The sequence below is a fragment of the Coprococcus sp. RTP21428st1_C9_RTP21428_210409 genome (genome assembly GCF_040227395.1).
GTDB lineage: Bacteria > Bacillota > Clostridia > Lachnospirales > Lachnospiraceae > Coprococcus > Coprococcus aceti.
The window spans coordinates 1-10,177 of the sequence record NZ_JBEHVV010000088.1; the positions used below are offsets into that span (position 1 = coordinate 1).

Below are 10,177 nucleotides of genomic sequence, written 5' to 3' on the forward strand. Positions count from 1 at the left end.
CAGTAATATTAAAGCCTTCCCATTTTCATCCGTAGCCATTCCATCTATTGTTCCACTATCTAAAACCGACATACTTCCTCCTTATATTTTTTTATTCACCTTTTAATTTATACTTAAATTTACCCTCCATTTTTTCAATAATATTTTCCGTTCTTTCTGTAGTGCCGATTTTTACATACGAACTACTTCCAGTCCACCACCGCTTGGCGAAACTTGAACTTGAGAAATATTTTTTCCTCCGCCTGAATTGTTTATCTTTATATCTGTGCTCCATTTCTTGACCTATCGAAAATTCTTAAAATAGACTATGTGAAAACAAAGAGCTTAAAAAACTAATCTACAATTAGCCGAATCGCAAATTACCAAATATCAATTCTAGATACTTCAAACTGAATACACATCCCATTTGACACATCTTTGGGGATTTTGTCTTCATCAATATGTAACGCAAACCCCTTTACCTCAACAATCCCCTTTTCCATATTCTTTAATTCACCTCTTAATTTATACTTAAATTCACCCTCCATTTTTTCAATAATATTTTCCGTTCTTTCACACAATATAATATTTTCTGTATCAAGGCATTCTAATGGTTCTACTAATACATCTCCTACATTATATGAACATGGGCACGAAAAACAAATTAAACAATCTGCATCACTTACAACTTTTAAAACCGCTTCTTCTTCACCTATATCTAACCAGTTAATTTCTTCAATATGCATATTTATACCTACCTTTCAATAGTTGGAATCACCTAACACATCTGCAATTTCTTGACCATATTTTCCATAATGCTCATCTAACAATGATTGATTTCTAAACAGTTTATCGTTGTTACTACCACTCTGGTATGCTAAACACATAGGAATCAAAGCAGTCTTTTTCTATCTATTGCTTTTCTTTTATTCCTATTTCACAATTATCCTGTTGAATGCATATTATAAAAAGAAACGTGACCAAGGTAAACATCACTTAACTGCCACAGGAGCTGTAGCAAGAAAGCTTACCACCGTAATTTATGCCGTGTTACGGGATAGTAAACCTTATGAACCTAAGAAGTTCTGTTAAATGTCTGGTAGTGAGACTAGGATTTAAGCCTGCCCGTGGGGAGGCTTAGTTTGCATGTGTAAAGATTAATCAAACTCCTCTATCATAATGCTACATGGACTAAAATTTTCATCTCTTTTCCATTCACACTTACCTTTCTTAGATACTAGAACCCTAAATTCATCACTATATACTTCATCTTCATCATCCAAATAATACAGCAAGCCATAACTACCCGTGGCAATCTTAGTAATGTTCTCATACATACTAATCATCTCTTCTGTTCTTTCTGTCTTATGGTTTTCCATCACACTAAACTGAACAAAACGCGAATAATTTTTTTCTATTACTTTTAATTCATTGTATTTTAACTTCTTGATTAAATTATCAATGTCATCAAATACTTTTTTTTCATCTATTTCTGGATGTAAATCTTCATCCAAATATGTAGCTCTTATCTCTAACCACGCATAAATCGTTACCATAGTAATCCTCTTTCTTTTCTAATTTAAAATTCCCAAAGGTTCAGTATCTATTATTACCTCAACCCCATATCTCTCGCTATACTCGTATAATTTATCAAGTACTTCCTGACTCGGAATTCCCTCAAATTGATAATAAATTTTTCTTTCGTATTTTTTTGCTGCTTCAAAAGTCGCTTTCATCTGTGTTCTAACCGTTTTATTAACACATTTTAATGGTGGTTTAGCTTGTGCAATATATTGATCTGAAATCACATCAAATTCACGCTGAATTGGATCATCCGCAAAAGCAGATCTCGATTGACCTCCAATTCTTTTAGCTAATTCATCAACTGCTGCATCTTTAGTATTACATTGAATTATTTCCCTTGACTTCCCATAGCTGGTCTCACAAGTAATACTACTTTCAGACTCCACCCGTCCTTTGCTAGTAGACATACCCCTATTCTTTCCATCTGCTTTTGACGATGACTTTCCACCCTCAAAAACTGACCGCAAAACAAATGATGTTATTGCACACTCTGCCCAGGTCTTGGCTACATCTCCGCCTGTTATTGCTTTATCATATTTGTTTCCATGATATATGTATGTAGCAAGAAAGCTTACCACCGTAATCTATGCTGTAGTACGGGATGGTAAGCCCTATGAACCTAAGAAATTCTGTTAATATATTGTAGTGAGACTACTAATTAAGCCTGCCGGTGGGGAGGCTTAGTTGTGGTGAATAGAAATAATCTCATCAACATATTCTTTCAAATCATCTTCCAAATCTTCCCTTATAGCAATAATTGATTCCCAATTTAAATCTTTTCCTATATCATAATAATTCACAGCATCACATATCATATTCAATATTGCCTCTCTTGTCTGATACTTCATACCTTGAAAATTAATTGTTACATAGTCTTCAATTAACAACAAAAGTTGTTCTTTGGAATAATCGTGCATTCTAATTCTATCATCCATATTGGAGACCAACTCCTCTAATTTTTTTTCATCCAATATCCTTAACACCTCCATTAATCACCCACTAATTCAATTTTGATATGGATCCAAGATTGGTATATGTGTATCATTAATAATAACCTCATCATAATCCGGACCATTGGGATTAAAATACTTTGCTTCACGAAAATCATTTATTGTAGGGTCAAAATATCTTCTACCACGTTGAACTCTAACAACCCAACCATTATAAGCATTAGAGCCAACCGGGGCACTCGGGTCCACATTGTGTACTCTAACTCTATATGTCTGCCCATTCTGAACCCACTTAAACTCAAATCCTTCTGTAGCTCCTCCCTGTACTGGATATAACTCTCTCAAAACTGCTTAATCTGGAATTCTATCCAATATCTCGTCTACATTATTTCCTTCTAATTCTGTAAAATCACCAATTTTTCCACTTGACTTCCCATAGCTGGTCTCCGTCTTTGACGATGACTTTCCACCTACAACAGACTGCATAGCAAACGATGTTGCCGCACTTTTTACCCAAGTCTTAACTATATCTCCGCCAGTAAAGTCTTTATCATACTTGTTTGAGTGATACGCATATACCACACTATCTACAGTCGCATCAGATACCATATTCATAGCTTTTACAGCCATGACTCTTCCTACTGTGAGTTCTGCCCCTGACATAATTGCAGATGTTCCAGCTCCTAATTCTCCACTGATTGCACCCAATATTGCTCCAGATTCAAAGCCACTTGCAAATCCATCAAAAACGACTTTCCTGCTTTCACTGATGCTTCTTCTTAACTTTTACTATAAAGCAATGCGTTCTGCATCTTTGATAAATTTTTTAGTTTTAATTTCGGTTGTCATTATATGGATACATTATCAATTTATTTTCTTGCATATCTTTTCATTTTTCGCAAAAAAAACTCACACGCCTCTGATTCTGTTTCAAACAATTTCAATCCACTTTTGCTACCACGCTCGCTATAATATACTTGCCATTTATCTTCCTTTGCAATGCATAATTTTTCATTTGGCAGGCCCCCCACCATTATTGAATATAATTCTTGTGGAATCTCCATCATTTCTAGTTCTTTTTCTAATTGTTCTACTGTCATGCTTATTGAATTCTCCTTAAAATACCAGCATCTAATAATTCATCTACTGTATCTGGCAACAAATATTGTATTCCTCCGCCCGGTTCATCAAACCAAGATGCTATACTACCCGATTTTACATTAATTGGTTCAACAACCTCAAATACACTATATGGTCTTTGGTCTGTTCCTGGTTGTAACACTTCATCCATTGGTATATCAGCAAATTCATTTTTTTCTGTCCAATTTATTGCCCCTGTTTCTTGATTATAATACTTTGGATTGTCAAATACATCCTTATACTTTAAATAAAGTTCATCGTCAGGTGTATAATCCCAATAGATAGAGGTGTGCGTCACCACTCTTGAAGCACTTGTGACTTCGTTCATTGAGACTGCTCCCTCTGCTTTGCAGGATTTTGCGTATTAGCTGGATGTTGGCAGCATATGTGCTGTACTTCGTATATCTAACCAGATTGTAACCCGCATTGAAGTGAGGATTCTATCTACTTATAATTCATAAAAGAAAGGATTTCAATTATGTACATCGTAGGCATTGATATTGGCAAAAATCATCATGAAGCATCCATTGTTTCACCTGAAGGCAAACAAATCGGCCCTTCTCTTCGCTTTGCAACTACACACAAAGGTGCAGATTCTCTTATGAGCTTTATCTTTAAAAACATCGGTAATTCCCCTTGTGTATTTGGCATGGAAGCTACAGGTCATTACTGGTATCCCATTTATTCATTTCTAAAAGCAAAAGGATATACTATCTATGTAATCAATCCTATCCAGTCTGATTCTTTGAGAAAAATGTATATACGACAAACCAAAAACGACTCAATTGACTCTTTTTTGATTGCAGAAGTGATACGTTTCGGTCAGTTTAGGACTACTTCCATGGGCATTCTGGAAAAGTATCTCACCCCTGAGAATATTGAGAATGCACCAATAGATGAGCTCTTTGAAATCATAAAAGATAAGAGCCACAACCGACTTACCAGAGCTAAAGCCATTTCCATCAAAGAAGCTGCAGCTGATACCTTTGGTATTAAGATAGCACAGGATGCTTTCTCTTTCCAGTTAAAACAGCTCATTGACAGAATGAATTTTCTTGATAAGCAGATTGAAGCTCTTGACTGCCAGATTCTTGAGTACTACAAGAATTTTGATTGTTATCTTCATACCATTCCCGGAACAGGCATGATTGCTGCTGCAACCATTCTTGCTGAAATCGGTGATATAAACAGATTTAAGAGTTCATCTGCCTTAGTTGCCTTTGCAGGTATTGATCCAACTGTACGACAATCCGGTGAATTTAGCAGCACTCATAATCACATGTCCAAACGGGGTTCACCTTACTTACGGCATGCCATTTTTCTCGCTGCAACTGCCCGTTCTTTCCATAACAGTCCGTTGAATGCATATTACAAAAAGAAACGTGACCAAGGTAAACATCACTTAACTGCCACAGGAGCTGTAGCAAGACTATGATTTAAGCCTGCCTGTGGGGAGGCTTAGTTGTGATGCTCATTTTTGCTTCCATATTATATTCACGTTTTCCTGCTAAACACTCTAAGAAATACATCCACTCATCTTTGCTAACCTCTTCTTCGCCACTGGCATAATGTTTTAATGTAAAAAAAGCATCTGTTATCAGTTCCTCATCTGAGTCATATATTTTTTCACAATCAAAATCATCAATTAAATATTCCATTAATACATTTTTATCTATATCACCTTTTACCACTTTTTCTATTATTTTTTCCATTTCATTATGATACATATCAACCTCCTAACTAATGTCCCTTGTTTATCAATTGTCCCGATGAAATTCTTACAGCATCAAAGTCTCTGTGAATAATATATCCCCTGGCATCTGTAACTTCATGAATCAAATATTTTGTTCCTAATTCATCACTATATTTATATACAACAGAAGTTCCTCCTTCAGTAGATGCACGGGAACTCATTATCCTTTTATTCAACAGTGAAAAAATCTTCTCCTCTAGCTTCAACCTGTCCAATTTTATCTATTGTGGCTTTATCTGTATAAAATTTTCCATTTCGATTTTCAATATTAGTCAGAAAATCTGCTGTAGTATCATATTTTCCACGACTTCCCATAGCTGGTCTCACAAGTAATACTACTTTCAGACTACCCCCGACCTTTGCTAGTAGACATAACCCTATTCTTTCCATCTGCTTTGGGTGATGACTTTCCACCCTCAAAAACTGACCGCAAAACAAATGATGTTATTGCACACTCTGCCCAGGTCTTGGCTACATCTCCGCCTGTTATTGCTTTATCATATTTGTTTCCATGATATATGTATGTAGCTGTACCTATTATTGCGCCCTCTTCAACGCCACTTGCAAATCCATCAAAAAACGACTTTCCTGCTTTCACTGATGCAGCGCCATTCATTATACCAGATATTGCTGATCCCACGAGGGCAGATGTCGCTATAGACTGTGTTACCGTGGCGGCCGCCGCCCCTAGTACAGCAGGGCAGACTATCACAACCGCTGCTGTAACCACAAGCACGCCTATGCCTATAGCCAGCTTTCCTTCACTGGTCTCATCCTCCAATTATTTTTTTCAACAATTTTAAGCTTACCTTATTCTATTTCTTATCTTTCACCTAACCCCCTCCTGCTATTATTCTTCCATTTGTAGCATATTCCTCAATCCATCCAATCCACGGTGCAGGAAATTCTATGCATCTTCCAGAAGTTGTGTCTTCAAGCCTGCCAATTAATGCCAAGTTACGACTTATCCGCTTTAAACACCTGCTTTGATGCGTCCCTGTTCTTGTATAGTCTCACAACTTCCTTTCCACCAGAAAGTAACTGGACGCAACACTCCATTGTCTCTAATAAATTTAAGCATGAAAGTGCCAGTAGCTTTTTATGTCTACTGGCTTTTCACATAACAAAATAAGCAACGTTCTTATTTCATCAGATATTCTTAATATTCTTTTCTATTTGAAGTAACATAATCTAATTTAGCCTTACTACCACTCTCTACACTCTTGACTATAAAATTTATCAACTGCTACCGCTGCATTATACAAGGAGTCTATGTTTGCGAGATTGTCATCTTCGAGTATTGCTCTTCTAAATCCTAATGTCCCTCCATCTGATTCATCCATTTTATTTGAATCCAACTTATTTTTATATTCTTCTATAATTTTTTCCATTTTACTAAGATACTCTCTTGTATAATCATCAACATCATCTTTAATTTTTCCTATTTCACATTGTAAATCACTTAACTTTTTTTTCATAATTTCTCTTTTCATAATTTCTCTTTTCATAATTAAACACCTATTCCTTTATATTTCTTACTTCCGTAATCCAATTTGAATCAAACTTACTAAATAAAATTTGTTTACCATTTCCAGGTCTAGGATCGCTAATTTTAGTTTGTGCTTTTGCTGTTCCAATAGCATGAGTAACTTCTGTTTTCTTCTTCACTCTAGCAACTTTTACAACATTTCGATTTCCCCATTCTTTTGATAATGCCATTTTATCCATATATTCTTCAATTGTAGAAATTCCATTAGCCTCATCAATTGTTGTCCAATACCTAAGTGATGCGTTTGGCGCATCAGAACTAAATTGAACTAAAATCATATCTTCTTTTACAACATCTCTAACTTCAACATCAGTATTAAAATCATCTACCAAACTATCCGCAAATCTATTTGAGTAATCCTTTATTGATGATTCTCTACCACTCTTACATTTAAAACTACCTTCAGGCTCCCCCCGTCCTTTGCCTGTAGATATAACACCATTCCCACCATCCGTCTTTGACGATGACTTTCCACCTCCAACAGACTGCATAGCAAACGATGTTGCCGCACTTTTTACCCAAGTCTTAACTATATCTCCGCCAGTAAAGTCTTTATCATACTTGTTTGAGTGATACGCATATACCACACTATCTACAGTTGCATCAGATACCATATTCATAGCTTTTACAGCCATGACTCTTCCTACTGTGAGTTCTGCCCCTGACATAATTGCAGATGTTCCAGCTCCTAATCCTCCACTGATTGCACCCAATATTGCTCCAGATTCAAAGCCACTTGCAAATCCATCATAAAATGAGTTGCCGGAATTCATGGAAGCTATTCCATTCATAACGCCTGACGTGGCTGCACCAATAATAGCAGATGTCGCTATAGACTGTGTTACCGTGGCGGCCGCCGCCCCTAGTACAGCAGGGCAGACTATCGCCACTGCAGCAGTAACCACAAGCACGCCTATGCCTATAGCCAGCTTTCCTTCACTGGTCTCATACCATGGAGTTTCAGCATATAGGTTGCATAGAGTCTGTCCAGATGCCTCGAATTTTTCATTACATTCTTTATACAGATCGTATGCCTCATCCAGAATCTTCTTCAGAGTTCCAAGCCGATCATATTCGTCTACCAGTTGAGCACGATATCTGTCCAGGGATGATATATCCAGAGATTCCGCCATCTTGCTTATGTATATTATATCTCTCTGACGTCTGATATCATCAATATACTGTCCAAGTGTATCATATATCTTTGACAGCCTGTATGGTTCATCTTCAAGCTTGCCCAAGTCTACATATAAAAGCACGCCTCTATTCCCCATTATTTTCATCCCCCCTGTACTTGTCAAGTATAGATGTTGCTGGAACAAATGCAACACACGTACCAGCAACACCTGTAAATTCTTTATAGTTCCTAAATTCCAGCCTCTAAAGTTCCATAATCAAGCCATTGCCTGTGCAGAACCCAGCAGTAGCAACCTAGTTCCAAATACAGTACGAATAGGAACTAAAACCACAAGCCGTAATTCGCCCTGTTTTGCCTTTTCATGCCACAGTGGAAGTAGTTAGCACCAAAAGACGTAAAGACAAACGTAGGACAACGTGTGCATTCGTAAGGGCAGAACCAGCAAAAGCACCAGCTAAGACTGGCACAGGAATACCCCTAGAACTGCTGGAACTACTAAGTTTTCTACCGTTTATCTCATGAAGGGAGAAAGTTATCGTGGACGAAACTTAAAAACTTATTCGATAGAAATCAATGATCCTGTTGAATAAGGGACAATAAGCAATTAGATAAGTTGGTGCATTGGCTATTTCTAATGAGCTTAAATTGGTCAATTCTGTTGGACTCTGAGTGGTTAATTCCCCCAGGCTCTAACATCGGCACTTTCCTTATATGCAGGATTTTGAACGGACACACTGTCACCAGATGTTCAAAAGAAAGTAACTTGATATGGGATTTTTTAAAAAAATAAGAGATTTTTCAAAAGTAATTGTGGAGAATTGAGGGCATAGAAAAAGCCAGTAGATTTTTACGTTTCTCTGCTGGCTCAATAAATTTAATATGCAATTACATATCGTGAATATTTATCCTATTATTTATAATATATTTGCATCACCAGAAGGAATATCCACATAAAAATTACCGCCTTTTGACCATTTTTATATCTGCTTTACCGTTTTTAGGACTCCTTTTTTAACTAATTCTACTCATAAAACAATGCATTTGTTCAATCTGTTACATTTCATCTGAAATTCTTGTTCATTTATCTGAATGGATTATGTTTCATATCTACAGTTGCCTTCCGTATGACGATGCAATGTTGTTTTGTATTTCTTCTAGAGCTGGTAAATTTGAAACGACAAGAAAAAACGGAGACACCCTAACATATCTTTAGGTTGTCTCCGTTTTTAGTTTGAAATAACTTTCTAAATAATATTTTTACCAATAAAGCAACTCACTTATTTCATCTGATTTTCTTAATATATTTTTCCACTTTTCAGATGTTTTTACAGTTTCAACATTAAGCATATCAGGAATACGTTCTAGTTCCAAATAAGCATTCCTTAACTCTATACTTTTCTCTAATATATCATTATCAATCATACCTTCATCTAAAAAAAGATTTAGTGTATCTTCGTGCAAGAAACTAATTATATCTATTGAAAATTCTTCAAATAGATTATGTTTAATTGTATCATCATCTTCTAGAAGCAGATAACTTCCACATTCCTCAATTGTACTTTTAAAATTCTCATATCTTTTTTCTAACGAAATCATTTTGTCACCCCTAATCATAAATTACAGTTGCTTTATCACCCTTCAGTGGAATATAAGTCTCTGGATTTACTACTTTAATTTTTCCAGTAGCTCCAGATGATATTCCATAATATGAACCTCCATGCTTACCTCCGCCTGGATGATAAAAAATAGAAATATCACCGTTCATTAATTTCCATCCACCACCATTACTTCCGTATACACCTCTAGTCCAGTCGTTCCCTAGTATAGTTTGCAACTCATCTACAGTATACCCCTTTAGTCTAGTCGGGTCACTGAAAATGTCATCAACAGAATTGATATTCCAACGAACATTGTCTGCACCATATTTTCCCTTTAAATATTCATTCCACTCTGCTCCACTTCTAGGTATTTCGTTATTGAAATTTGTCTTACTTCCACCCTCACAAATAATACTTCTTTCAGACTCCACCCGTCCTTTGCTAGTAGACATACCCCTATTCTTTCCATCTGCTTTTGACGATGAC

At 36.2% G+C, this 10,177-nt stretch carries 17 protein-coding genes and 2 pseudogenes; 2 read left to right on the top strand and 17 right to left on the bottom strand.

Going from position 1 to position 10,177, the window contains the following annotated elements; translation table 11 throughout:
- Positions 1 to 359 precede the first annotated feature (359 nt).
- Positions 360 to 725: a hypothetical protein gene (locus ABUA34_RS12745; protein ID WP_055148005.1), complete on the bottom strand. Its 366-nt coding sequence runs from the start codon at positions 723 to 725 to the stop codon at positions 360 to 362.
- Between the two features lie 189 nt (positions 726 to 914).
- Between ABUA34_RS12745 and ABUA34_RS12750 the strand changes: the two are divergent.
- A pseudogene (locus ABUA34_RS12750) lies at positions 915 to 1,071 on the top strand (IS110 family transposase); the annotation flags it as partial.
- Between the two features lie 65 nt (positions 1,072 to 1,136).
- Here ABUA34_RS12750 and ABUA34_RS12755 read toward each other — a convergent pair.
- From ABUA34_RS12755 to ABUA34_RS12785, 7 genes are all read right to left on the bottom strand, one after another.
- Positions 1,137 to 1,535, bottom strand: a complete 399-nt coding sequence (locus ABUA34_RS12755; RefSeq protein ID WP_007884552.1) for an Imm7 family immunity protein — start codon at positions 1,533 to 1,535, stop codon at positions 1,137 to 1,139.
- 18 nt (positions 1,536 to 1,553) lie between these two features.
- Positions 1,554 to 1,970, bottom strand: coding sequence for a restriction endonuclease fold toxin (locus ABUA34_RS12760; RefSeq protein ID WP_502880272.1), 417 nt, complete (start codon positions 1,968 to 1,970; stop codon positions 1,554 to 1,556).
- A 273-nt stretch (positions 1,971 to 2,243) separates the two neighbouring features.
- The gene (locus ABUA34_RS12765; protein WP_055274069.1) at positions 2,244 to 2,534 is read right to left on the bottom strand and encodes a hypothetical protein; all 291 of its coding nucleotides are present in this window, start codon (positions 2,532 to 2,534) and stop codon (positions 2,244 to 2,246) included.
- 33 nt (positions 2,535 to 2,567) lie between these two features.
- The gene (locus tag ABUA34_RS12770) at positions 2,568 to 2,858 is read right to left on the bottom strand and encodes a polymorphic toxin type 30 domain-containing protein (protein WP_082419802.1); all 291 of its coding nucleotides are present in this window, start codon (positions 2,856 to 2,858) and stop codon (positions 2,568 to 2,570) included.
- A gap of 6 nt (positions 2,859 to 2,864) precedes the next feature.
- On the bottom strand, positions 2,865 to 3,176 hold the full coding sequence (locus tag ABUA34_RS12775; protein WP_055274071.1) for a hypothetical protein: 312 nt from the start codon (positions 3,174 to 3,176) through the stop codon (positions 2,865 to 2,867).
- Positions 3,177 to 3,382: 206 nt separating this feature from the next.
- Entirely contained in the window at positions 3,383 to 3,613 is a 231-nt protein-coding gene (locus ABUA34_RS12780; RefSeq protein WP_055274073.1) for a hypothetical protein, read from the bottom strand.
- A 2-nt stretch (positions 3,614 to 3,615) separates the two neighbouring features.
- The gene (locus ABUA34_RS12785) at positions 3,616 to 3,981 is read right to left on the bottom strand and encodes a TNT domain-containing protein (protein WP_055148020.1); all 366 of its coding nucleotides are present in this window, start codon (positions 3,979 to 3,981) and stop codon (positions 3,616 to 3,618) included.
- Positions 3,982 to 4,131: 150 nt separating this feature from the next.
- Between ABUA34_RS12785 and ABUA34_RS12790 the strand changes: the two are divergent.
- Positions 4,132 to 5,082: pseudogene (locus ABUA34_RS12790) on the top strand (IS110 family transposase); the annotation flags it as partial.
- 7 nt (positions 5,083 to 5,089) lie between these two features.
- Here the strand turns inward: ABUA34_RS12790 and ABUA34_RS12795 are convergent.
- The 9 genes from ABUA34_RS12795 to ABUA34_RS12835 all read right to left on the bottom strand — a co-directional run.
- On the bottom strand, positions 5,090 to 5,380 hold the full coding sequence (locus ABUA34_RS12795; protein ID WP_055148023.1) for a hypothetical protein: 291 nt from the start codon (positions 5,378 to 5,380) through the stop codon (positions 5,090 to 5,092).
- A gap of 13 nt (positions 5,381 to 5,393) precedes the next feature.
- On the bottom strand, positions 5,394 to 5,582 hold the full coding sequence (locus tag ABUA34_RS12800) for a hypothetical protein (protein WP_147359047.1): 189 nt from the start codon (positions 5,580 to 5,582) through the stop codon (positions 5,394 to 5,396).
- Positions 5,575 to 5,721 (bottom strand): hypothetical protein, encoded by a 147-nt coding sequence (locus ABUA34_RS12805; protein ID WP_156337962.1) that lies wholly within the window; start codon positions 5,719 to 5,721, stop codon positions 5,575 to 5,577. The genes ABUA34_RS12800 and ABUA34_RS12805 overlap by 8 nt, the downstream gene beginning before the upstream one ends.
- A 31-nt stretch (positions 5,722 to 5,752) precedes the next feature.
- On the bottom strand, positions 5,753 to 6,187 hold the full coding sequence (locus ABUA34_RS12810; protein WP_349823433.1) for a hypothetical protein: 435 nt from the start codon (positions 6,185 to 6,187) through the stop codon (positions 5,753 to 5,755).
- 52 nt (positions 6,188 to 6,239) lie between these two features.
- Positions 6,240 to 6,362, bottom strand: a complete 123-nt coding sequence (locus tag ABUA34_RS12815; protein ID WP_256364695.1) for a hypothetical protein — start codon at positions 6,360 to 6,362, stop codon at positions 6,240 to 6,242.
- Positions 6,363 to 6,611: 249 nt separating this feature from the next.
- A complete protein-coding gene (locus tag ABUA34_RS12820) occupies positions 6,612 to 6,914 on the bottom strand; it encodes a hypothetical protein (protein WP_015533324.1) in 303 nt (100 codons plus the stop codon).
- A gap of 10 nt (positions 6,915 to 6,924) precedes the next feature.
- Entirely contained in the window at positions 6,925 to 8,229 is a 1,305-nt protein-coding gene (locus tag ABUA34_RS12825; RefSeq protein WP_349823434.1) for an MFS transporter, read from the bottom strand.
- A gap of 1,121 nt (positions 8,230 to 9,350) precedes the next feature.
- Positions 9,351 to 9,689, bottom strand: coding sequence for a hypothetical protein (locus ABUA34_RS12830; protein ID WP_147344001.1), 339 nt, complete (start codon positions 9,687 to 9,689; stop codon positions 9,351 to 9,353).
- Positions 9,690 to 9,699: 10 nt separating this feature from the next.
- The coding region (locus tag ABUA34_RS12835; RefSeq protein WP_349823435.1) for a hypothetical protein at positions 9,700 to 10,177 on the bottom strand (478 nt) is incomplete at its 5' end.

What these genes read in the sequence shown, in the direction of transcription:
- ABUA34_RS12745 (WP_055148005.1), bottom strand. Translation starts at nt 725, where the DNA reads ATGCATATTGAAGAAATTAACTGGTTAGATATAGGTGAAGAAGAAGCG.
- ABUA34_RS12755 (WP_007884552.1), bottom strand. Translation starts at nt 1,535, where the DNA reads ATGGTAACGATTTATGCGTGGTTAGAGATAAGAGCTACATATTTGGAT.
- ABUA34_RS12760 (WP_502880272.1), bottom strand. Translation starts at nt 1,970, where the DNA reads ATGTCTACTAGCAAAGGACGGGTGGAGTCTGAAAGTAGTATTACTTGT.
- ABUA34_RS12775 (WP_055274071.1), bottom strand. Translation starts at nt 3,176, where the DNA reads ATGTCAGGGGCAGAACTCACAGTAGGAAGAGTCATGGCTGTAAAAGCT.
- ABUA34_RS12780 (WP_055274073.1), bottom strand. Translation starts at nt 3,613, where the DNA reads ATGACAGTAGAACAATTAGAAAAAGAACTAGAAATGATGGAGATTCCA.
- ABUA34_RS12785 (WP_055148020.1), bottom strand. Translation starts at nt 3,981, where the DNA reads ATGAACGAAGTCACAAGTGCTTCAAGAGTGGTGACGCACACCTCTATC.
- ABUA34_RS12795 (WP_055148023.1), bottom strand. Translation starts at nt 5,380, where the DNA reads ATGTATCATAATGAAATGGAAAAAATAATAGAAAAAGTGGTAAAAGGT.
- ABUA34_RS12805 (WP_156337962.1), bottom strand. Translation starts at nt 5,721, where the DNA reads ATGGGAAGTCGTGGAAAATATGATACTACAGCAGATTTTCTGACTAAT.
- ABUA34_RS12820 (WP_015533324.1), bottom strand. Translation starts at nt 6,914, where the DNA reads ATGAAAAGAGAAATTATGAAAAGAGAAATTATGAAAAAAAAGTTAAGT.
- ABUA34_RS12825 (WP_349823434.1), bottom strand. Translation starts at nt 8,229, where the DNA reads ATGGGGAATAGAGGCGTGCTTTTATATGTAGACTTGGGCAAGCTTGAA.
- ABUA34_RS12830 (WP_147344001.1), bottom strand. Translation starts at nt 9,689, where the DNA reads ATGATTTCGTTAGAAAAAAGATATGAGAATTTTAAAAGTACAATTGAG.